The 19,433-nt window shown below is 56.5% G+C and carries 22 protein-coding genes; 11 read left to right on the top strand and 11 right to left on the bottom strand.

All coding sequences use genetic code 11. The features are described 5' to 3' along the window. Nucleotides 1-16: 16 nt before the first annotated feature. Nucleotides 17-373: a 6-carboxytetrahydropterin synthase QueD gene (gene queD / locus ACIPZH_RS14175; protein ID WP_012313684.1), complete on the bottom strand. Its 357-nt coding sequence runs from the start codon at nucleotides 371-373 to the stop codon at nucleotides 17-19. A 51-nt stretch (nucleotides 374-424) separates the two neighbouring features. Continuing rightward, nucleotides 425-1,504, bottom strand: coding sequence for a patatin-like phospholipase family protein (locus tag ACIPZH_RS14170; RefSeq protein ID WP_400636610.1), 1,080 nt, complete (start codon nucleotides 1,502-1,504; stop codon nucleotides 425-427). 152 nt (nucleotides 1,505-1,656) lie between these two features. Here ACIPZH_RS14170 and ACIPZH_RS14165 point away from each other — a divergent pair, with 152 nt between their 5' ends. The 5 genes from ACIPZH_RS14165 to ACIPZH_RS14145 all read left to right on the top strand — a co-directional run bounded on the left by ACIPZH_RS14165 (nucleotide 1,657) and on the right by ACIPZH_RS14145 (nucleotide 5,629). Continuing rightward, nucleotides 1,657-1,965: a PepSY domain-containing protein gene (locus tag ACIPZH_RS14165; protein WP_241803266.1), complete on the top strand. Its 309-nt coding sequence runs from the start codon at nucleotides 1,657-1,659 to the stop codon at nucleotides 1,963-1,965. Then, complete coding sequence (locus ACIPZH_RS14160; protein ID WP_241803267.1) at nucleotides 1,965-2,279, top strand: PepSY domain-containing protein; 315 nt, start codon at nucleotides 1,965-1,967, stop codon at nucleotides 2,277-2,279. Before ACIPZH_RS14165 ends, ACIPZH_RS14160 begins: the two co-directional genes overlap by 1 nt. Beyond that, complete coding sequence (locus ACIPZH_RS14155) at nucleotides 2,280-2,948, top strand: response regulator transcription factor (RefSeq protein WP_241803268.1); 669 nt, start codon at nucleotides 2,280-2,282, stop codon at nucleotides 2,946-2,948. It begins immediately after the preceding gene. Beyond that, nucleotides 2,945-4,264, top strand: coding sequence for a sensor histidine kinase (locus ACIPZH_RS14150; RefSeq protein WP_400636608.1), 1,320 nt, complete (start codon nucleotides 2,945-2,947; stop codon nucleotides 4,262-4,264). Before ACIPZH_RS14155 ends, ACIPZH_RS14150 begins: the two co-directional genes overlap by 4 nt. 207 nt (nucleotides 4,265-4,471) lie before the next feature. Further along, nucleotides 4,472-5,629, top strand: a complete 1,158-nt coding sequence (locus ACIPZH_RS14145; RefSeq protein ID WP_400636606.1) for an HPP family protein — start codon at nucleotides 4,472-4,474, stop codon at nucleotides 5,627-5,629. On the opposite strand, the gene ACIPZH_RS14140 is transcribed toward ACIPZH_RS14145, so the two are convergent. Continuing rightward, nucleotides 5,603-6,469, bottom strand: coding sequence for a LysR family transcriptional regulator (locus ACIPZH_RS14140; RefSeq protein ID WP_400627212.1), 867 nt, complete (start codon nucleotides 6,467-6,469; stop codon nucleotides 5,603-5,605). The two genes, ACIPZH_RS14145 and ACIPZH_RS14140, sit on opposite strands and share 27 nt — an antisense overlap. A gap of 427 nt (nucleotides 6,470-6,896) precedes the next feature. Next, complete coding sequence (locus tag ACIPZH_RS14135) at nucleotides 6,897-7,361, bottom strand: hypothetical protein (RefSeq protein WP_400636604.1); 465 nt, start codon at nucleotides 7,359-7,361, stop codon at nucleotides 6,897-6,899. A gap of 323 nt (nucleotides 7,362-7,684) precedes the next feature. Between ACIPZH_RS14135 and ACIPZH_RS14130 the strand changes: the two genes are divergently transcribed. From ACIPZH_RS14130 to ACIPZH_RS14120, 3 genes are all read left to right on the top strand, one after another. Further along, on the top strand, nucleotides 7,685-8,107 hold the full coding sequence (locus ACIPZH_RS14130) for a hypothetical protein (protein ID WP_400636603.1): 423 nt from the start codon (nucleotides 7,685-7,687) through the stop codon (nucleotides 8,105-8,107). A 148-nt stretch (nucleotides 8,108-8,255) separates the two neighbouring features. Then, nucleotides 8,256-8,780, top strand: a complete 525-nt coding sequence (locus tag ACIPZH_RS14125) for an HAD domain-containing protein (protein ID WP_400636601.1) — start codon at nucleotides 8,256-8,258, stop codon at nucleotides 8,778-8,780. Between the two features lie 98 nt (nucleotides 8,781-8,878). After that, complete coding sequence (locus tag ACIPZH_RS14120) at nucleotides 8,879-9,220, top strand: hypothetical protein (protein ID WP_241806088.1); 342 nt, start codon at nucleotides 8,879-8,881, stop codon at nucleotides 9,218-9,220. A gap of 97 nt (nucleotides 9,221-9,317) precedes the next feature. On the opposite strand, the gene ACIPZH_RS14115 is transcribed toward ACIPZH_RS14120, so the two are convergent. Then, complete coding sequence (locus ACIPZH_RS14115) at nucleotides 9,318-9,608, bottom strand: hypothetical protein (protein ID WP_400636600.1); 291 nt, start codon at nucleotides 9,606-9,608, stop codon at nucleotides 9,318-9,320. Between the two features lie 181 nt (nucleotides 9,609-9,789). Here ACIPZH_RS14115 and ACIPZH_RS14110 point away from each other — a divergent pair, with 181 nt between their 5' ends. Further along, nucleotides 9,790-10,107 carry a hypothetical protein gene (locus ACIPZH_RS14110; RefSeq protein WP_241806089.1) on the top strand — a complete coding sequence of 106 codons (318 nt, stop codon included), beginning with the start codon at nucleotides 9,790-9,792 and terminating at the stop codon, nucleotides 10,105-10,107. A gap of 353 nt (nucleotides 10,108-10,460) precedes the next feature. On the opposite strand, the gene ACIPZH_RS14105 is transcribed toward ACIPZH_RS14110, so the two are convergent. From ACIPZH_RS14105 to ACIPZH_RS14090, 4 genes are read right to left on the bottom strand one after another with little or no spacing between them, the layout of a single operon-like run. Beyond that, complete coding sequence (locus tag ACIPZH_RS14105; protein WP_400636598.1) at nucleotides 10,461-11,099, bottom strand: RraA family protein; 639 nt, start codon at nucleotides 11,097-11,099, stop codon at nucleotides 10,461-10,463. Nucleotides 11,100-11,129: 30 nt separating this feature from the next. Next, nucleotides 11,130-12,104, bottom strand: coding sequence for a hydroxyacid dehydrogenase (locus tag ACIPZH_RS14100; RefSeq protein WP_400636596.1), 975 nt, complete (start codon nucleotides 12,102-12,104; stop codon nucleotides 11,130-11,132). A gap of 9 nt (nucleotides 12,105-12,113) precedes the next feature. After that, a complete protein-coding gene (locus tag ACIPZH_RS14095; RefSeq protein WP_400636595.1) occupies nucleotides 12,114-13,223 on the bottom strand; it encodes an MFS transporter in 1,110 nt (369 codons plus the stop codon). A 17-nt stretch (nucleotides 13,224-13,240) separates the two neighbouring features. Then, nucleotides 13,241-13,453, bottom strand: a complete 213-nt coding sequence (locus tag ACIPZH_RS14090; RefSeq protein WP_400636593.1) for a hypothetical protein — start codon at nucleotides 13,451-13,453, stop codon at nucleotides 13,241-13,243. A 217-nt stretch (nucleotides 13,454-13,670) separates the two neighbouring features. Here ACIPZH_RS14090 and azu point away from each other — a divergent pair, with 217 nt between their 5' ends. Further along, nucleotides 13,671-14,117: an azurin gene (gene azu / locus ACIPZH_RS14085; RefSeq protein WP_400636592.1), complete on the top strand. Its 447-nt coding sequence runs from the start codon at nucleotides 13,671-13,673 to the stop codon at nucleotides 14,115-14,117. A 725-nt stretch (nucleotides 14,118-14,842) separates the two neighbouring features. Here azu and ACIPZH_RS14080 read toward each other — a convergent pair. Continuing rightward, nucleotides 14,843-16,189, bottom strand: a complete 1,347-nt coding sequence (locus ACIPZH_RS14080; protein WP_400636591.1) for an aspartate aminotransferase family protein — start codon at nucleotides 16,187-16,189, stop codon at nucleotides 14,843-14,845. 714 nt (nucleotides 16,190-16,903) lie between these two features. On the opposite strand from ACIPZH_RS14080, the gene ACIPZH_RS14075 reads away from it, so the two are divergent. Further along, nucleotides 16,904-17,821, top strand: a complete 918-nt coding sequence (locus ACIPZH_RS14075; protein ID WP_400636589.1) for a LysR family transcriptional regulator — start codon at nucleotides 16,904-16,906, stop codon at nucleotides 17,819-17,821. A gap of 68 nt (nucleotides 17,822-17,889) precedes the next feature. Here the strand turns inward: ACIPZH_RS14075 and ACIPZH_RS14070 are convergent, their stop codons facing one another. Continuing rightward, nucleotides 17,890-19,362 (bottom strand): aldehyde dehydrogenase family protein, encoded by a 1,473-nt coding sequence (locus tag ACIPZH_RS14070; RefSeq protein WP_400636588.1) that lies wholly within the window; start codon nucleotides 19,360-19,362, stop codon nucleotides 17,890-17,892. Nucleotides 19,363-19,433: the final 71 nt, after the last annotated feature.

Genomic DNA, 19,433 nt, shown 5'->3' with positions numbered 1-19,433 from the left:
TGTAGCGCGGCGCCCATCAATCGCCGCTGTATTCGCAGCCGCTGGTGCAGGTTTCATGAATCCGCACCTTGGACAGCTCCGGCAGCAGCGGCTTGACCTGCTCCCAGATCCACTTGGCGATGACTTCGCTGGTGGGGTTTTCCAGGCCTGGAATGTCGTTGAGGTAGTTATGGTCCAGCTGCTCGTAGATCGGCTTGAAGATCGCCTTGATCTCGGAAAAGTCGCGGATCCAGCCGGTGTGCGGATCAAGCGGGCCGGTCAGGTGCAGGCCGACCTTGAACGAGTGGCCATGCAGGCGGCCGCATTTGTGCCCGGCAGGGACGTTGGGCAGGCGGTGGGCCGATTCGAAAGTAAATTCCTTGAAGATTTCCACGGTCAGAACTCTGTGTGTATCGAAGATGCGCGCAGTCTACCAGCATGGTCGCTACAAGGCTTGCAGGCGTTCGTGCAGCCGCCCGGTGGCAATCAGTTCCAGCAGCTCGTCTCCCAGCCGTTGGCTTTCTGCAATGGCCTGGTACCAGTAGCGTTTGCGGCTGGGGGCATCGCCCATGAAGCGCTTGAAGTCGTTGCGGTCGGGCAACTTGCCGAAGGGCAGTGCGGCCAGATACTGCGGTGACGGCGTCACCAACAGCACATTGCGCAGGCGTGTGGCATCGCCCTTGCGCCATGGCAGGGCTTTGTCGAACCAGCCCGGCACGACCTTGTCGGTGAAATGCGGGTAAAGCACCAGGTCGTCGCCGCGGTAAGGCAGGTCGAGGTGATAGTCGAGCAAGCCGCCGTCGCGATAGGTGCCCGCACCGGCGCCGGGGATGTCGCGCACACCTTCCATGACCATTGGAATCGAGCCGGACGCGAGCAGGGCATGGCGCAGGTTGCCCAGGCCCAGCGGCAGGTAGCGTGAGGGAAAGTCTGTGAGCGGATCCAGCGGCGGGGTGGCGCGCTCATCGTGCAGGATGACCCGTTCGAAATGCCGCGCCAGGCGGGAGCGCCCCAGCAGGTTGCTGGCGACCACCGAGCCCAGGCCCATCCCCAACCGGCCGCGATGGTCATGGGCAAGATGGCCGTGGCTCTTCACCACCAGGATGTTCAGGCGGAAGTGCGGTGATGCCAGGATCTGCCCATCGCGCCCTTGCAGCAGGTCGTCGAGCATCTGCTGGCAGCTGCGGCTGATCTGGGCTGCGGTCACACCTTTGGCAAAGTCCTGCTCGGTATACAGCTCGCCGAGGCGGCGGATGCCTGCCACCGGGTCGTCAAGGCAGGCGCTGGCGAAACGCCAGGAGCCGATCGATGCGCCAATCAAGGCCCGCTGGCGAGGGGCCGATGGCAGCCACTCGCCGAACAGCGCCAGGTCCAAGCCTTGAATCCCCAGTGGCTTGGGCCCGCCAGCGGCACCCGGCACCACACCGACATCCGCTGCCTGCAGCCCGCGCTCGCGGATGCGCTGCAGGGCACGTTTGCCGGCCTTGAAGGTCAGAGCCGGGTACTTGATATGGATGGCGCTCATAGACTGCCTCGCAATTCACGGGCGGGCATTATAGGAAACGCATGGTCGATGCGCTGCGCTATCATGACGCCAGCTTTTTTCAGGTTGAGTTAAGGACCGGTGGATAATCTTAACCCCGTAGACAAATTGCACACCCTGATGGAGAGAATCTGATGAAAACTCTGACTGCCTTGTTCACTGCCGCTGCGCTTGCTTTCGGTGCCAACGTCGCCCTGGCCAAGGACGTCCAACCTGACGAAGTGGTCAAGCTGGTGAATGCCAAGACCATCAAATCGCTGGATGAGCTCAAGGCCGCTGCGGTTGCCAAGCACCCCGGCGCCACTGTTACCGATTCGGAGCTGGAAAACGAATACGGCCGCTACATCTACAAGGTCGAAATGCGTGACACCCAGAACGTCGAATGGGACGTCGACCTGGACGCCAAGACCGGTGAAGTGCTGAAGGACGAACAGGACAACTGATGATCCACGTGACCCGGTCGGCGCGCTACCTGGCTCTCTCGCTGCTGGCGGTCTGTTCCTTGGCCGTTGCGCGCGACCTGGACCAGGATGAGGCCCTGCAGCTGCGTCGCAACGGCGTGATCCTTCCGCTCGAGCAATTGCTCGAGACCGCCCTGGGGCGTCACCCCGGGGCGCGGTTGCTGGAGGCGGAGCTGGAGGAAGACGATGATCGCTACGAATATGAAGTCGAGCTGCTGACCACCGAGGGTGTGGTGCGTGAGATCAAGCTCGATGCCAGCACCGGTGCCCTGCTCAAAGACGAGGAAGATGACTGAATGCGCCTGTTGCTTGTCGAGGACAATGTCCCCCTGGCGGATGAGCTGACCGCTGGCCTGCAGCGCCAAGGCTATGCCGTGGACTGGCTGGCCGACGGCCGCGACGCCGTGTACCAAGGCCAGAGCGAGCCTTACGACCTGATCATTCTGGACCTTGGCCTGCCGGGGTTGCCGGGCCTGGACGTGCTTTCGCAGTGGCGTGCCGCAGGTCTGGCCACGCCGGTGCTGATCCTGACCGCACGGGGCTCATGGGCCGAGCGCATCGAGGGCTTGAAGGCGGGGGCGGACGATTACCTGAGCAAGCCCTTCCACCCGGAGGAGCTGCAACTGCGCATTCAGGCGCTGGTGCGCCGGGCGCGGGGGCTTGCCAACCAGCCCAGGCTCGAAGCTGCCGGGCTGCACCTGGACGAAAGCCGCCAGTGCGTGAGCCGCGAAGGCGTTGATATCCAGCTCACCGCCGCTGAATTTCGCCTGTTGCGTTACTTCATGCTGCACCCGCAGCAGATCCTCTCCAAAAGCCACCTGGCCGAGCACCTGTACGACGGCGAGACCGAGCGTGACTCCAACGTGCTCGAAGTGCACGTCAATCATCTGCGCCGCAAGTTGGGCCGCAGCGTCATCGAAACCCGCCGCGGGCAAGGCTACATCTATGCCGGGAGCGCCGGGTGAAATCGATCCAGGCACGCTTGAGCCTGGGCCTGGTGGCCGTATTGGTAGTGGTCGGGGTGGTGCTTGCGCAGCTTACCTTGTGGCTGTTCGAGGCGGGTTTGCAGCGCTATCTGGAAAACGGCCTGCGCAAGGAAAGCGAGAACCTGCTGGTGGCGCTGGTGCGTGGCCCTTCGGGCTTGCAGCTGGATGAGCGGCGCATTTCCGCCGCCTATCAACGGCCGTTTTCCGGTTACTACTTTCGCATCGATTTCGACAAGGGCACCTGGCGCTCGCGCTCGCTGTGGGACCTGGACATGCCCAAACCAGCCGCGCCCGGCCTCTCCGACAGCCACGAACTGGGCCCGGAAGGCCAGCAGTTGCTTGCACTGCGTGCCGACTACCGGCGGCTAGGCCAGGATATCTCGATCAGCGTCGCTCAGGATTATTCGCCTGTGCGCGAAGGCTTCCGGCGCCTGCAGCAGATTGGCCTGGGCATGGGCCTGGTGGCGCTGATCCTGGTGCTGGTGCTGCAGCGCATCACTGTCACCCGCTCGTTGCGCCCGCTGGAGCGCGCGCGTCTGCAGATTGCCCAATTGCAGCAAGGCCAGCGCTCGCAACTCGACGCCCAGGTACCCAGCGAACTGGCCCCGCTGGTGGGCCAGATCAACCATTTGCTCAGCCATACCGAAGACAGCCTGCGCCGTTCGCGCAACGCCTTGGGTAACCTGGGCCATGCCTTGAAGACGCCATTGGCGGTGCTGCTGAGCCTGGCGTCCAGCGAGCGCCTGAATGACTTGCCCGAGGTGCGTGCGCAACTGCGCGAACAGCTGGAGCAGATTCAGCAGCGCCTGGCACGCGAGCTGAACCGGGCGCGCCTGGCTGGGGATGCGCTGCCTGGCGCCCAATTCGACTGCGATACCGAGCTTCCGGGGTTGCTCGCCACCTTGGGCATGATCCATGGCGAAGGCTTGCTGCTCGAACGCGATGTACCACCCGGGTTGCTGCTGCCTTGGGACCGGGAGGACTTCCTTGAACTGCTGGGCAACCTCTTGGATAACGCCTGCAAATGGGCAGACAGCGAAGTGCGCCTGGGCATTGCCCCGACGGGCGAAGGCTACCAGGTGTGGGTCGACGACGACGGCCCGGGCATACCTGAAAGCCAGCGCCTGCAGGTGCTGGAGCGCGGTTCGCGGCTGGATGAGCAAGTGGATGGGCATGGCCTTGGGCTGGGGATCGTGCGGGATATCGTCGATGCCTGGGGTGGGTCTTTGGCCTTGCAGCAGAGCCCTTTGGGCGGTCTGCGGGTGAGTATCGATCTGCCGCGCAAGGTCCGCTGAAACGCTTTGGCCCTGTCGCGGCAGCGGCACTGCAAAAAAACTGCAGTGCAGGCGCATTTTTTTGAATTGGCCCAAGCCCGGAGCTGCGCGGCACAATCACCTGAAGAAACCCTGCGGTTTCCATCTCTCCACGGACGGAGCCCCCTAGGGCCCAGGCCAGGTCGGCTGGGCTTTCTTTTGATCAGCACCACGAACACGATTACTTGAATGACTGCCTTGCGTTCCGAAAGTCGTCTGCAGCGGTTGTTGCCGCCGCCCCTGAATATCCCTCCAAAACAATGGCTGCGTGCCGGCATCGGCGCGCTGCTCGGTTTGTTCCTCGCCGGCTGGTTGACCGGTATGGCCTATGGGCCCGGCATCGCCTTGCACCTACTGGGCCCTCTGGCGGCCTCGGCAGTGCTGGTGTTCGCCGTGCATTCCGGGCCCTTGGCACAGCCTTGGCCGGTGCTGGGCAGCTATGCGCTGGCGGGCGCAGTGGGCCTTTTCATGCGCGAGGCGTTCGGCCCCCACCTGTGGGTCGCGGCGACGGCCTTGGGCCTCTCGCTTGTGCTGATGTGCCTGTTGCGCTGCCTGCACCCGCCGGGGGGCGGTGTTGCGGTGAGCGCAGTGCTGGCCGATTCAGGGCTGACGGCGCTGGGCGACCACCTGCTGGAGCCCGTGCTGCTCAACGCGCTGATTCTGGTGCTGGTGGCCGTGGTGTACAACCGTTTGACCGGGGTGCATTACCCCAAGGGCGCTGCGCCACGCAAGGACCAGCACCACACCCACGACCCGTTGCCCAGCGAGCGGGTCGGGGTCACGGGTGCGGACCTGGATCAGGCATTGGACGAGTTGGGGGCGTTCGTCGACGTCACCCGCGATGAACTGGAACGCATCATCCTGGCCACCGAGCAGCATGCCCTGCAGCGCAGCCTGGGCGGGATCACTGCAGCGTCGGTGATGTCCCGCGACGTGCAGTTCGCCGCACCCGATACCACCCTGGAGCAGGCCTGGAAGATGCTCGCCAGTCATCACCTGAAAACCCTGCCGGTGCTGCAGCAGGGCAAGCTGGTGGGTATCGTGAGCCTCAGCGATCTGCTCGGCCCGGCCATGCAACGTGGCCGGTTCAGTTGGCGGGGGCTTTTCGGGCGCAACGCCGTGCGGATGGAGCAGGTGATGAGCCGGCAGGTCATCAGTGTCAGCAGCCAGGACCCCTTGGAACGCCTGTTACCCCTGCTGTGCGAACGAGGGCTGCACTGTCTGCCGGTGATCGATGGCGACCAGATGGTCGGTGTGATCACCCAGACCGACCTGATCGCGGGCCTCAAGCGCCAGTTGCTCAGCGCCGCTGGCAGCGTTTCAGATCAGCGGGTCCCAGCGTTGTGACCAATCGCTGGTGCCGGAGGCTATCAGCCGGCGCAGCAGCGTGAAGGCCTGTTGCAGTGCCTCGCTGTCGCACTTGCGTGGGTATACCAGGAAGGTTGGGTAGGTGAACTCCGGGGCTTGCGGCACCCGTTCGAATACCCCGCTGTCCAGATACGCCTGCACCACGCGGGTACGGAAATAGCCACTGCCGCCTTTGTCGAGAATGAACTGCAGGGCCAGCGGCCCGAGGTTGAAACTCAGCGCCGGTCGCGCGCAGTCGGGCAGGGCGGCGTCGTGCTGGCGGCGGAATGCCTCGCCCCAGTCGATATAGATATACGGGTCGGGTTGCGCGACACGGCGTATGCGGATCAGCTTTTCTTCCATCAACTGTTCCACCTGCAGGCCCGGCCCGTAGGTGGGCTGATAGACCAGCGCGGCGTCCAACAGGCCCATCTCCACCTTGCGCAGCAAGGACTCACCGTCGCTGACCTCGCTGCGGATGGCGTGGCTGGGTAGCGCGCAGTGCAAGGCGCTGACCCAGTCGAGCAGCATCGGGTTGCCCAGGCTCACTTCTGCCCCTACGTGCAGCACTTGCTGGCAGCCTTCGGGCAGTGGCAGATCACGGCGCGCCGCTTCCCACGTCTGCACCAGCTGGTTGGCATAGCTGACGAAGGCTTCGCCATCACTGGTCAGGCTGGCGCCGTTGCGGCTGCGCACGAACAGCTGGCAGCCCAGTTGCTGCTCAAGGCGCTGCACCCGGGCGGTGATCGCGGTCTGTGACACGAACAGGCGCTCGGCGGCGGCGACGAGGCTGCCGCACCGTACGACTTCCAGAAAGGTTCGGGCCTGCTCGATATCCATGGGCTGCTCTGTGGCGGGGAGGGTGGCTTATTCTAGAGGCTTTGCACCGTTGTGGGGCGCTTTCGCCGGCGCTGCAAATCTGCATATGCGTTGTGACTTTAGTCCCATGGCAGCCGGGGCGTGGCGGTCCATACTCAAGGCTCGCCCTTCAATAACAACAAATTCTGCACGCGTGAGCTCGTGCCCATAACCGACAACCGACATTGATGAATATCAATAGCTTACGCAATTACTACCCGTGTCGTTTTTTTTCCAAACCGATTGACACCCTTTATCTATGCCAAGCCCAATTCTGGCCGCACCTGGACGACGGCTCCCCTCCTTCAACAAGCCGAACAGGCTGAAAGTCGGCCTCGGCGTATAGGGCTGATGAATTCAGGCGAAGCTTGAAAGCCCGATCGAAGGGGCATCAGGTGCCAAGGTTTGGTCAGTTTGATCGCTTGGTGAGGAAGCGCTGCACGCTCGACTTCGACACGCCCAGCTCCTGGGCAATCTCAGAGTTCGACATGCCCGCCGCCTTCAAAAGGGGAGCACGTTCGAGTGCTTGCTGAACGTCGGGGGAAGCAGGTCGGCCAGCGCGTCGTGCAGGCAGCGTAGTGATGGCCTCGATAGCGCCATCTTGTTTGAGGGCGTCGAGCTTGGACGAGATCCGCTTGAGTGCTGCCTCGACAGATTCGCCAGATTGAGCAGAGTGGGCGAGCAGGAGTAGGAGAGCGGCATCGACCTCGAGCAAGGAGGCCACGCTCGAAAGAGTCTCCATCGTCACGTTAGCGTTGCCACGCTCGATGCGATTTCTCGCTCTCCGACCGATCACGGTCAGATCGTCTTGCGTCATTTTTCGGCTTTGTCGCAAGGCTCTGACAACCGCCGCAAGGGCCTCGCTGAGTGACATGTTTGCCATCCGTAAAAGGCAGGATGTAGCCACATTGCGCCGACCCATAACACGCCCTATAATGCCCGTTAAGAATCGAAGGCAACTCCTCCGTACCCGCAGAAATCTGCGAGGAAGCTCTGCACCCAAAATTTAGTTGGGTTAAATATATGCCATAAATTGACAAAAGTTGGATGCGGAGAAGTTGGTGCATTGCCTCCGAGCGGTGGCGTCACCTAATACCCTGGACAGCCTAGACAGAGTGGTGCGTTGCATGAATCGCGTAGTGATTGCTTTCGACTATGGTTTTTGTGTGCGAGTAGATAAACGGAAGGATAGGAAATATGTTCGTAGCTCATGAATCTTGGAGTTCAAACGCATCTGCGTTGTTAGGCGAAGGCCACACATGCATGAGGATTGTGGAGTGGCAAAGCTTCTATCACCTGTATCAAATAGTCGTGAATGAAGTGCAAAACGGAAAAAAGGTTGCGCGTCAATATTTCCTAAGTGATGTGGATGAACTGGAAAACGTTCTTGAAAATCAGAATGATGATTTTGAAGTGGCGGAGGTTTTATTGCAAAGTCCCGGCTGGATGAACGGTAGTGGGGGCTGGGCTCTGAATAAGGTTTTGAGTTTGATTGTTGGGCGTGGGGAAGGGGGCGGTAAGGTTATCATGCATAAAATAGGTGAAGGCGTGGTTTACACTTCGCCGGCTGGAGGTAAGATTGATACGCTCGAAGAAGAGGGCTTCAAAGTCCTTCTCTAAATTTTTATTAAGTCGGTTGTGGTGGGTTTGCTCGGTTAACCGCTAGCGTTAAACAGCAGGCACGCTGCGCACGCTAGCGTGAAATGGCGAAATATTCGGTGCCGCTAACGGTGCGAGACGAGATACTGGATTCAGTTGGGAGTGCGTCATGATTAGCTCGGTTCGACCACGGTTGATTAATCCAGATGACGCCGTTCTGTTTCTAGATTTCGACGGCGTACTGCATCCTGATGCTGCATTCCGTACCAAGCACGGGATCGAGTTGCGGGCAGCCGGGGAGTTGATGATGCATGCAGAGGTGCTGCAGGGCATTTTGAATGACTTTCCAAGAGTTCGGATTTCCCTATCTACATCTTGGGTTCGAATGCTCGGCTATCAAAGAGCGCGTGCGGCCTTGCCTGAGGGATTAAGAAATCGAACGGTATCCGCAACTTGGCATTCCCGAATGCGCGCCACGACGAGGGAAGGGTATGACCTTTTTACTCGCTATGAGCAAATTTGCGGTGCTGTAGCACGTGCTGGCATTACGCGCTGGGTCGCGATTGATGACGATCCAGATTTCAGTTGGCCCGACGGTGATGCTCGTTTGGTTCGCTGTGACCCTAATCAAGGGTTGGGAAGTCCGACAACGCAAGAAGAACTGCGAGTAAAGCTGGCGAAGCTGTTCAGCTGAACTCAATCCCACCGAGTAGGAATTTTCACCCGCTACAGGGTGCTCACCATCCTGTGCGCTGTGGCGATCGGACTCAATCACGCTTATCGAGGTTCCTGATGATTAAGAAGCGAGCTCCCCTTTCGACGCGTGATGCGGTTGATGATCCTGCGGTCACAATGCCGCGCACCGTATTGAAGGCGATGGAACTGAGTTTCGGATTTCCGATCACGGCATATCTGTCGGCAGCTGTGTTCGGTGCAGGGGAGTTCTACATTGAGGGGTTCGTGTTTAAAGACAGCTGTAGACGCTTCGATGATGGAGCCAGGATTCGTACCTCTATCATCATGTCGTCTCAAACTGTCGAGGGGTACTTCGTTGCGCAGACGCTGAGTAGTACATATGTGATTTGTGATTGGGCAGGCGTCGACGCAACTGATCAAACAAGATTCAAGCATTGATCAAGTGACGCCTGCGGGAGGCTGGTTATGCGACGGTTTCAATCCAGCCGGCCTGCAGCCCGGAGGAGCGATAGATCGAATTACAGATGCTGCTGCATCACATAGTCGAGAGAAGTTTTCTCAGAAACTCCTGGCGACGGTGAATGCTACCGAGGATCTTGTAGTCGCGCTCACCATCTTGGTTAAGGCTGCCCGCGTCCATCAGACCTAGGATATAGCCCTCGATTTTGTTCCTTGCCTGCCGGAGGTCAGATTCCGATGCGCTGTTGTGAACATCATCAACCAGAAGTTTCCATCGGCGAGCTTGGTTTTGGCCTGCCGAGTCGTTAGAAAACGTTGGGGCATTGAGCAATGTTTCGTAGTAACCCAAGACTGCTGGCGTGTTCAAGCGAGATCTCCACGAGATAAACCTGGAGCGATTTTATCATGCGTATACTCAATCGCCTGTTACTGCCCCGGCAGAGGCTGGCTCCTCGAGGGGTATTCAAACCTGAGTACTGAACTGTGGAGTCCCGCTAGGTCGAGACCAGGACGATGCCGCATGCGTTGAAAGGTGGAGGAGGTACTGAATGAAGGTCACACAAGCAGGTCAGCTCGATGGGATCATTGATGTGGTATGCGATGTATGCGGGATGTCCACACGAGATGGTGACGGTGAGCTTCAGTACGGAACCATGCATGCGTCTTGGGGTAGGGGCTCAGCGCATTGCGGCGAAACGTACGAGCTTCATCTGTGCGAGAACTGCTTCTTCTCTCAAGTGGCGGAGATGAAGCGGATGAGGTGGCTCGCTGCGATGTTCGATGACGATGGTGATGCGATTTTGGATAATCACTTATATGGCCGGGTTCGACAACCTGCTGGAGATGGTGGTAGCGGGCTGATCTGACCGATACGCAGATCTTGGTTAGGTCAAATTATGGCTCAGCAATAATTATGGCTGATCCATGATTTCCCTTAACTTTGAGCCATCTGCCGTGTCTGGTTTTGACCTTTCAAGCTTCGATTCAGTCACCAGCACGCTCCTGTCGCTAGGATGGGTCGTGAGACATTTAAGCCTTATGGAGCGCATCGATGTAGTGGATTTGCGGTAAGTGCGGACAACCTGGCATACACGAAATAGCGTTGAGCCATAATTCACTCCTTCTTCTTAGAGTTGGAGCGTTTTTGTGGGTAGGCACCAGCCACTCAGCAGGAGTTGCGGAGGCGTGAGAGACCGCTGCCTACCTAGGCAATGTGCGTTTAGCGCACGCTCGCTCGCACTTTCTCCCGGAAGCTGTTCTCGTAGCCGTCCTGTAGTTTGACCTTCTCTGCAAGGGTTGACAGCAAGGTGCGCGCGATGAAGATGATGCCGTCTCGGTCACCGATGATAGCGTCGCCTGGGTAGCAAACGACATTGCCGCAGGCGACTGGAACGCCTACCTGGCCTGGGCCCCATTTCGACGGGCCGGCAGGATTCACTGCTCGCGCATAGACAGGCAAGCCCATGCTGTTCAGTTCTTCAATGTCACGTATCGCACCGCCAATCACGACTGCTGCCACCTGCTTGGCCAAGCAGATCTCGCCCAGCAAATCGCCGAAGACCGAACGGTTTACTTCGCTGTTGCCATTGATGACAAGCACATCACCAGGCTGTGCTTCGTCCAGAGCCCGATGAATGGCGAGGTTGTCACCTTCACGGGTATTCAGCGGCAAGATGGTGCCGAAGAACGTGGCCTTGCCAGCGGTGTGGCGAATGGCAGACGCCATCATGCCCATGCGCTGGAGTACGTCACCGATGAGCGCTACGGGGTAGTGAGAAATTTCTTCGATCAACGACAGGTCAGCTCGCTCCCAGTTGGCATTTACGCTGATCGACTCATCGGACACATTGATGAACATTTGATACCTCCACTTCGTTATAAAAACGGCTTAGCTGAACGATTTCGGCACAGGCTGGTTGACTGGATGGGCAGGGGCTCCACCTTTGAGCACGGCAGCAATTGCCTCGAGTGCGCTCATGCCGACGCGCATCAGCGATTCATCCGTCTGTCCGACAACGTGAGCGGTGACGATCAAGTTGGGGGTATTGGCGATGTCCGGGGTTGGGTGATCAAACGGCTTGATCATGTCGATGTTCTCGGCATCAAGTACGTCTGCGCCTGCGCCGGCGAGTTTGCCGCTCTTCAGCGCATCGACCATCGCGCTTTCATCGACAACTCCACCTCGGCTGGTATTGATCAGCATCGCGCCATCTTTCATCTTGGCGAACTCTGCCGCCCCTATCAGGTTGCGAGTTGTTGGAAGTAAGGGGACATGCAGGCTTACAACATCGGCGGTTGCAAGCAGCGTGTCGAAATCTACCCAGCGACTATCGGAGCTCGGCTCGATCGCTGGATCGGTGAAAATCACCTTCATGCCAAAGGCTTCAGCAACCGGTGCCACGCTGGAGCCGATGTTGCCGAAGCCGACCAAGCCCAGGGTGCGGCCTTCAAGTTCGATTCCGGTCAACGCTAGGCGGTCTTGAGCCCAGTTACGGTTACGAGTTTGCTCGGTGGCCGTTGGAAGCTTGCGGCACAGCGACAACAACAAGGCGAAGACATGTTCAATCACGCTGCGCTGGTTTGCACCAGGGGTGTTGGTCACCCAGACGCCGTGGCTTTCAGCCGCTTTGTAGTCAACGTTGTCATAACCTGCACCGTGACGCGCAACGATGCGTAGCTTGGGAGATGCAGCGATCATCTCTGCGCTGATGTGGCCACCGCGCAGAAACACAGCGTCCACCTGATTCCGGATCTCTTCGTAGCCAACGGCGTTAGGGCCATATGCCAGTCGAACTTCACCCAGCTCAGACAGGCGGGCAAGAACGGTTTCGTGAATTGGACTGGTAACGTAGATAAGGGACATGCTGATCACTCAAGAAAATTGGTGTTTTTTATCGTCTGCAGCTGCTTGACTGCGAACTGTCCAGAGGACGATCAAACCGAGCAGGCCTGCGCCGGACAGAATGAAGGCGGGAGCGGTTTGGTTACCGGAAACGCCGATCAGCCAGGTGGCCATGAAGGGGCCAATGCCGCCGCCGATCACGGCGCCTACGCTGTGTCCGAATGCGACGCCGGTGTGGCGAACATGGGTGGGGAAGAACTCCGGCATTACCGAATAGGTACCAGCCAAGCACAGCGCGTAGGGGATCATGCCCAAGGCAAGGCCTGCCATGGCGAGGCTCATTTGGCCTTGCTGCATCATCATGAAAGATGGAACAGAAACGACTGCATACCCGAGATACGAAAGGCGCAACACTGATTTGCTGCCGATTATTGAACCCAGGTGACCAGCCAGAGGGATCATGACCGCAGCGAAAAGAACTGCTACCAGCACGATAGTGGACGCATCTGCTTTGGAGTATCCGAGGATCGAGCTGAAGTAAGCGGCAATAAATACCGTGCCGATGTAAGTGCCGATGTTCTGCACCAAAGAGATCATCATCACTTTGAGGAGGGGAAGAGGGTAGTCGCGAATCAGCTCAGCAAATGGCTGGCTTTTTGGCTTCTCGATGTCGGCTTTTTTGGACTCAAACTCAGGGCTGTTTTCGATGCCCAAGCGCATCCACAGGCCGATGATGCCCAAGGGCAGCGCGACCAGGAAAGGAACGCGCCAGCCCCATTCGGACATCTGCGAATCAGTCAGCGATGCGTCAGCGAGACCGGCGATAGCAGCTGCCAAACCTTTACCGAACTGAGCAATGGAAGGCAGGAAGGAGATGTAGAGCGAGCGTCTGTTAGCTGGAGCCCATTCACGAATGTAGCTCGCGGCGCCACCGATTTCGCCACCAGCGGAGAAGCCTTGAAGCATGCGCAGAAGCACCAAGAGAATCGGTGCCCATACACCAATCTGTGCGTAACCTGGGAGCAGACCGATTAGCGTAGCGGCCAGACCCATCAGCGTAATACTGGCGATCAGACTTGCACGGCGCCCCACTTTGTCGCCGAGCCAACCGAATGCAACTGCGCCGATGGGACGTACCAAGAAGGCGGATCCGAACACTAAAAATGTGTTGAGCAAGCCAGTGGTGGGTCATCGGATGGGAAGAAGACCAGCGCTAGGGTGGCAGCGAGGTACCCGTAAACGCTGAAGTCGTAATACTCAACGAAGGTTCCGAAAACGGCGGCAGCAGTGGCTTTTTTGGCCTTCGACTTACTATCAGCTCCAAGCTCCGGCATGGCGACGGACTCCGTCAACGTGTTGTTGTTATTCATAGGTCACTCCTTGTAGCGGAACTGATGTTCAAGTCGAGTGTGCCTTAAGCTATCTGGATATCGTTCGTACATTAGTAAGGAAGGCATCATTCCATGGTGCTGAAGTTAAACGGTAAGCTACGTCCCCGTCTGGGGATGTCTAGGAGTGCTGCGCCTCTGATCTTTTGTTGTGGACTATCAAATTTCAATAATAACGTTTTAGCATTCGAGTCTTTTGATGAATAAGAAATTTCTTGTTGCTGTAGTTTTCTCGTTGCCTGCTTTTTCGAGCGCTGGCCAGTGTCAGGTGGATGTGGCAAGCTCTGATCAGATGCGCTTTGATAATAGTGTCATTGAGGTAAGTAAGAGTTGCCCTGCCTTTAATTTGACCTTGAACAATTCAGGCACTATACCAAAAACTGTAATGGGTCATAACATTGTTATTGTTAAAAAGTCTGACGCAGACTCGGTTGCGCGTGATGCAATAGCTGCAGGCGCAGGTTCAGAATATGTGAAAGCAGGCGACACCCGAATTATTGCGCATACAAAGATGTTGGGTGGTGGTGAAAAAGATACCATCGCTATTGATCCTGCTAAACTTCAAGAGGGGGAGGAGTATTTATTTTTCTGCTCGTTCCCTGGCCGTCGAGTTATGATGTCGGGAAGTTGGTTAGTTAAAAATTGATCTGGGTGGCAGGTGCCTACAGGCTCCTGCCTCAATCTCAATTTGTAATTTATTTTTTCGTTGGTTTTATTAAAAGGTTGCGTGCATTCAATGGTGATATCAAATCTTCTGAAAAAAATAGCGTCCGCGTAAGCTGCAAACGGATGTTGGCTTTTGTCGAAGCGAAAACCCTTGTTAGGCACGCTATTCATTAGTATTTACGCTTTAAGTTATTGGGTCTTTTCGTTCCCCCAAGCTACGCAAATGGATATAGTTTGACAACCCTCTTTCAATCAAAATCTAAAATAAAATGGCCACCAATCGGTTACCGAATGGTGGCCAGCGGTACCGCTCTCCGTCAGAACTGCACCTATCTGATCTACCGCGAGGAAAAGCCAACCTAGCGCCCGATCAAGAATTCTTATCAGTAGCTACACGTCATGATGTCATGATGGTTTGACGCTTAGTAAAAAAGCCTCTTTAGCATGCGCATAGAGAGGCTGAGGTTTAGCAAAACCAAAAAATTTGCGTGAGAAGATCCTGCAAAACGTATTTAGCCGTATATGGAGTATTTTTGCAATTTTAGTTTGTGATTATGTGATCTTGAAATTAGAAACATGCATCCCCGAAAAGTCTCCGACTATGGGGCGAATAGCGCTAACTAAAAGCCCCCGGCAGCTTATGGCTGTCGAGGGCTCCCATTAGTTTGAGACTCCGTCAGTTGGGTAGCACGTTGGGCGCATCGTTCAGGCTTTGCTATAGATCGCCTTGATGATGTCTTTGGTGGTCTCGATGTACCCCTGGACATCCTCGTCGGTCATTGGCAGCGTCAGTCCGATCTGGCCACGGTGCACTGGGTAGTAGCCACGGGTGGCCATTTCCAGGGCATAGATGCCCATGCTGTTCTCATCGATCTTGTGCCAGTAGTCACGGTGGGTCGTGATTTTTTGACCTGGCTCCTTGGTGAATGCATAGGCGAAGACCGAGAAGGAGCCGAATACGGTGAACGGGTAGCCTTGTTCGGCTGCCCAGTCGTTCAGTTCTTTCTTGATGGTTGCTGCCATGTCGTTGAGGCGTTTGTATGCCTTGGCATCCATGGCTTCCATGCAAGCAATGCCAGCAGCACAGGCCATAGGGTGGCCGTGGTGGGTGCCGGAGATCATCACCTGGTTATCTTCGAGAACACGGAATACTTTACGGCTACCGCCTACGGCACCAATCGGCAGCCCACCGCCGATCATTTTGCCCATCACGGTCAGATCGGGTTTGATTTCGTACTCGCTTTGCAGGCCATTATAGGCGGCCCGAAGGGTGATGGTTTCGTCCACGATCAGGAGGATACCCAGCTCCTCGGTCAAGGCTCGCAGCTTTTGCACGAACTCTTTTTTGAGCTCAACGATGCCGCCTGCGCACGACTGGAGTTCCATAATCACGCATGCAATTTCTTCGGCATTCCCGCGCAGGATCTTCTCGCAGGCTTCAAAGTTGTTCTGGATCAGAACCAGAACGTTGTCGCTCTTGTAGGATGGAATGCCGTCAGAGTCTGGTAACGCTTTCGGGTTGAAGTCTGGCCCCGGGAAGTTGGCTGGGCTTGGATGTGCAGAGATGGCCAGGTCGTCTGTGAAGCCGTGGTAGCCACCCTCGAATTTGGCGATTTTATTTCGCCCAGTGTAGCCGCGAGCAATCCGAACAGCGCTGAGGCAGGCTTCGCTGGCCGAGCAAAAGAACTTCACCTGTTCGACGGACTCGATCCGGTCGCTCAGCAGTTTGGCCAAGCCTAGCTCATGATCCGTTGGGTTCCCGAAGGAGAATCCACTCGGCAGCAGCGCTTCAATGGCTTTCACCACAGTAGGGTGGTTGTGCCCGAGTACATTGGTTGAAAAATTATTATTGAGGTCAAGTAGCTTTCTGCCCTCAATAGTGTGGATATACTGTCCCTCACCTTTATCGACGAAGATTGCGTGCGGGCCGTAACCAAAGGTGCGACGGCTAAAGCCACCAGGAATGTAATCATTCCCTTTTGAAGTTTCTGCTTTGGAAAGATGAAATGCTTCCGAGAAATTTTTTAGAGATTGTTGGTAATCAAGCTTCATGGCTATTTCCGCATTCAAAGTGTCTTCAGCTGTCATCAAGGGCGGCGAGTTGTATTGCTTTTCCTCAGCGCTATACCCTTGTCTCCACCAGGAAAGATTTCTCTTTCTAAGATGAAGGTCAGCTCCTTTCCTTATCTCTGGGCCATCTATTATTTAATAAGGTGGTTTCGGAGATTCGCAGATAATACTATTTTCAATTCGTTGTTAGGGGCAATCTCGGTTTTGGGATTGCTTGATCGCAATTCGTGATTGTGTAGCTTGGAATCGATTGGGTCGCCGTATCACAAGAGTTTTGAGCAGAGATTTACGTTGGCGGTTTGTCAAATCGAGCAACTTTAGAGCTCTGAAGCGAGGTGCTTTGGAGGGCTGTGCCCGCTTCAGGGGCGTGGAAGTGGGTAGCGAGTGTTACCGATTCGAGGCGGATTGTTACCCATTTATTACTATTTACTATTGAGTTCATAGCTTTATAGATCAAATGTGGGTATGCATGGCATGCCTAGAGCCGGCTTGGCCGTGCATCGAGCTTGTGTCGCTGCACGCTGCAAATCGCCACATTATCGCTCAGAGGGCCAGATTGCTGCCCTGGGTTGGTGCGAAGGGAGTGAAAAAGCGTATTGCTCGACACCTATGCTCGTATAGGCCTTCGAAGGTTATGATCTTTGCACGAATCTTGCTTGATATTTAGCTTCGACAATCTCCATGAGCAGAGCCCCCATGGATACTAGACAGTTAATCTTGGCCTCCAGACTCGCTGAGACCTTGCATTTCGGCAAGACTGCCGAAATTGAGAATATTGCCCAGTCTGGGTTGAGCGCACAGATCGCGAAGCTGGAAAACGAGCTCGGCTTTAAGTTGTTCGAGCGTACCAGTCATCGCGTGTCTCTTACTGATGCGGGTCAAACATTTATCGAAAGAATACGAGTTCTGCTAAACAATTTGAATAATACGGTCTTGGAGTGTCGGGCCATTGCGGAAAGTAGCCGTGGTGTCCTGAAACTTGGCTTCTTTGGGGAGGCGGCTGGAGAGCTAACGCACTTAATATTTTCGTTGTTCCAAAAGAGCAATCCGGACATTCGGTTAGTGGTTACCGAGCTCTCGATGACCAATCAAGTGCAGGCGTTGATTTCCGGAAAAGTGGATGCAGCACTCATTCGACTTCCGGTTTGCGATCCGCGTCTTGAGTTCGATGTCATGTTTGATGAGCCTCGTGTTGCGGCGGTGCCCATAAACCATGAGATGGCCGATGCTCCGATATTGCGAATGGCCGATATTATCGAGCAGCCGTTTGCAGTTGCAGGGGAGGGGGCGCCTTCTGAGTGGGCCGCCTACTGGAGCTTGGCAAACGAGAGGCCTGGCCGCATTGGTGCATATGTGCAGTCGATTCCTGAAAGCCTGGCCGCTGTTGCCTACGGTGGAGCTTTCGATACCTACCCACTGACTGCCACGCGTCTGTACACGCATCCAGGTGTCCGATATGTGCCTTTGGCGGATGCGCCTCGTAGCACCTTGGCCATCGCGACGGTCGCAGGCAATCGTTCTCCAGCTGTGCGATCACTGCGGCGTTGTGTAAACGAGATCATTGAAAGCTCGTTAACGTGCATTCCAGAGGCTCGGCGGGCCCAGGTAGCCTGATCACCGCCGAGTATCACCAGAATAGATATCGCGTAGAACCCGGTCGGTTGCTTGACCGGGTGTGCACATCAAAAAGGGTAATGGCGAGGTTGGCGTTGCACCGATACCCATTGGGTTGTCGTTAACTCGTCGATTGCCCAATCACCATTGAACCGACCCAGGCCGGAGTTCTTCTCTCCACCGAATGGGACGTTGGCGGCATCTGCGACTGGGATGTCATTGACGTGCGCCATGCCGGAATGAATCCTCCGGGCAAACTGCACACCTCGATCCAGATCGCCACTGAACACTGCTGCTGAAAGACCGAACTGGGTATTGTTGGCCAGCTCAAGCGCATGATCTGCGTTGTCCGCACGCATCAAGCCCGCAATCGGGCCGAAAATCTCTTCGACCGCCAGCTCCATGTAAGGTTTAACCTCAGTGAAGACATGGGGAGCGAAGACCAAGTCTTGAGACTCTCCAGCATAGGCCAGTACGGCGCCTTCACGCTTGGCTTGGGCTACCTTCTGGGTCAGGCCATTGAACTGCTTTTGGTTGATCACTGGGCCGACTGCCGTTTGCGGGTCTCTCGGATCACCAATAACGAGCTTGCTCACACGCTGGATGAACGAGGAAGCGAAATCATCATAGATTGAGTCTTCGACAATTATCCTGTTAATGGCCATGCAGATTTGGCCCTGGTGCAGGAACTTGCCTACTACTGCAGCGTGTACAGCGAGTTCAAGGTCAGCGTCCGCCAATACCACGAATGGGTTGTTGCCCCCCAGTTCGAGGGCAACGTGTTTGAGGTAGTCACCGCTACTCGCTTGGCGAGCGATGTTCTGGCCAATTGGGGTCGACCCCGTGAATGAAATGAAGCTTGGGACAGGGTGGGACACGAAGTCGTCGCCGATTTCGGCGCCAGCTCCCACGACCACGCTGAGCAGGCCTGATGGAAGCCCTGCCTCCTCGAAGATTCGTGCAAGTAGGAGTCCTCCAGTCACCGGGGTGTCACTGGCCGGTTTCACAACGACTGCGTTACCAAGAGCCAGTGCCGGGGCCAGGGAGCGTTGGGTCAAGTGGAATGGAAAGTTCCAGGGACTAATGACGCCCACGACGCCCAGTGGGCGTCGGTAAACGCGGCTTTCCTTGTTCGGGATATCCGATCCCACAATTCGACCATGTACACGGTTTGGGAACGATGCAGCCTCTACAGTGATGCCCTTGGCTGTTGCCCACTCGATCTCGGCCTTAACACGCGTACTGCCCGATTCCGCGATGATCCACTCCACGATCTCTTCGCGACGCTCATCGAAGATCTGGACTGCACGGAGCATGACTGCAGCACGAGCGGTGGGGCCTGTTTCTGCCCAGGCAACCTGAGCCTCTTTAGCCCGCGCGTAGGCTTCATTCAAGTCATCTTTGCTGGCCAGGGGGATTTCGATTAATGGTCTACGTGTGTAAGGGTCGCTAACAGTCATCGTTCGACCTGTGCTGCCCTCGCGCCAGATTCCGGCGATGGGTTGCAAGTTAAACGAGGCATAAGGTTTAGGCTTATTCATTGTTATCTCCAAAATCACGTGGTCAGAATCAACCACTTGCATTGCTCGATAGCCTCGAAGTGACACGGCTA

The organism is Pseudomonas sp. NPDC089758, from assembly GCF_044748705.1.
GTDB lineage: Bacteria > Pseudomonadota > Gammaproteobacteria > Pseudomonadales > Pseudomonadaceae > Aquipseudomonas > Aquipseudomonas putida_X.
The sequence above is the reverse complement of the archived record's forward strand: the minus strand, read 5'-3'. Positions and strand labels throughout refer to the sequence as shown.

What these genes read in the sequence shown, in the direction of transcription:
- ACIPZH_RS14170 (WP_400636610.1), bottom strand. Translation starts at nt 1,504, where the DNA reads ATGAGCGCCATCCATATCAAGTACCCGGCTCTGACCTTCAAGGCCGGC.
- ACIPZH_RS14165 (WP_241803266.1), top strand. Translation starts at nt 1,657, where the DNA reads ATGAAAACTCTGACTGCCTTGTTCACTGCCGCTGCGCTTGCTTTCGGT.
- ACIPZH_RS14160 (WP_241803267.1), top strand. Translation starts at nt 1,965, where the DNA reads ATGATCCACGTGACCCGGTCGGCGCGCTACCTGGCTCTCTCGCTGCTG.
- ACIPZH_RS14155 (WP_241803268.1), top strand. Translation starts at nt 2,280, where the DNA reads ATGCGCCTGTTGCTTGTCGAGGACAATGTCCCCCTGGCGGATGAGCTG.
- ACIPZH_RS14145 (WP_400636606.1), top strand. Translation starts at nt 4,472, where the DNA reads ATGACTGCCTTGCGTTCCGAAAGTCGTCTGCAGCGGTTGTTGCCGCCG.
- ACIPZH_RS14140 (WP_400627212.1), bottom strand. Translation starts at nt 6,469, where the DNA reads ATGGATATCGAGCAGGCCCGAACCTTTCTGGAAGTCGTACGGTGCGGC.
- ACIPZH_RS14135 (WP_400636604.1), bottom strand. Translation starts at nt 7,361, where the DNA reads ATGTCACTCAGCGAGGCCCTTGCGGCGGTTGTCAGAGCCTTGCGACAA.
- ACIPZH_RS14130 (WP_400636603.1), top strand. Translation starts at nt 7,685, where the DNA reads ATGTTCGTAGCTCATGAATCTTGGAGTTCAAACGCATCTGCGTTGTTA.
- ACIPZH_RS14125 (WP_400636601.1), top strand. Translation starts at nt 8,256, where the DNA reads ATGATTAGCTCGGTTCGACCACGGTTGATTAATCCAGATGACGCCGTT.
- ACIPZH_RS14120 (WP_241806088.1), top strand. Translation starts at nt 8,879, where the DNA reads ATGATTAAGAAGCGAGCTCCCCTTTCGACGCGTGATGCGGTTGATGAT.
- ACIPZH_RS14110 (WP_241806089.1), top strand. Translation starts at nt 9,790, where the DNA reads ATGAAGGTCACACAAGCAGGTCAGCTCGATGGGATCATTGATGTGGTA.
- ACIPZH_RS14105 (WP_400636598.1), bottom strand. Translation starts at nt 11,099, where the DNA reads ATGTTCATCAATGTGTCCGATGAGTCGATCAGCGTAAATGCCAACTGG.
- ACIPZH_RS14100 (WP_400636596.1), bottom strand. Translation starts at nt 12,104, where the DNA reads ATGTCCCTTATCTACGTTACCAGTCCAATTCACGAAACCGTTCTTGCC.
- ACIPZH_RS14090 (WP_400636593.1), bottom strand. Translation starts at nt 13,453, where the DNA reads ATGAATAACAACAACACGTTGACGGAGTCCGTCGCCATGCCGGAGCTT.
- azu (WP_400636592.1), top strand. Translation starts at nt 13,671, where the DNA reads ATGAATAAGAAATTTCTTGTTGCTGTAGTTTTCTCGTTGCCTGCTTTT.
- ACIPZH_RS14080 (WP_400636591.1), bottom strand. Translation starts at nt 16,189, where the DNA reads ATGAAGCTTGATTACCAACAATCTCTAAAAAATTTCTCGGAAGCATTT.
- ACIPZH_RS14075 (WP_400636589.1), top strand. Translation starts at nt 16,904, where the DNA reads ATGGATACTAGACAGTTAATCTTGGCCTCCAGACTCGCTGAGACCTTG.
- ACIPZH_RS14070 (WP_400636588.1), bottom strand. Translation starts at nt 19,362, where the DNA reads ATGAATAAGCCTAAACCTTATGCCTCGTTTAACTTGCAACCCATCGCC.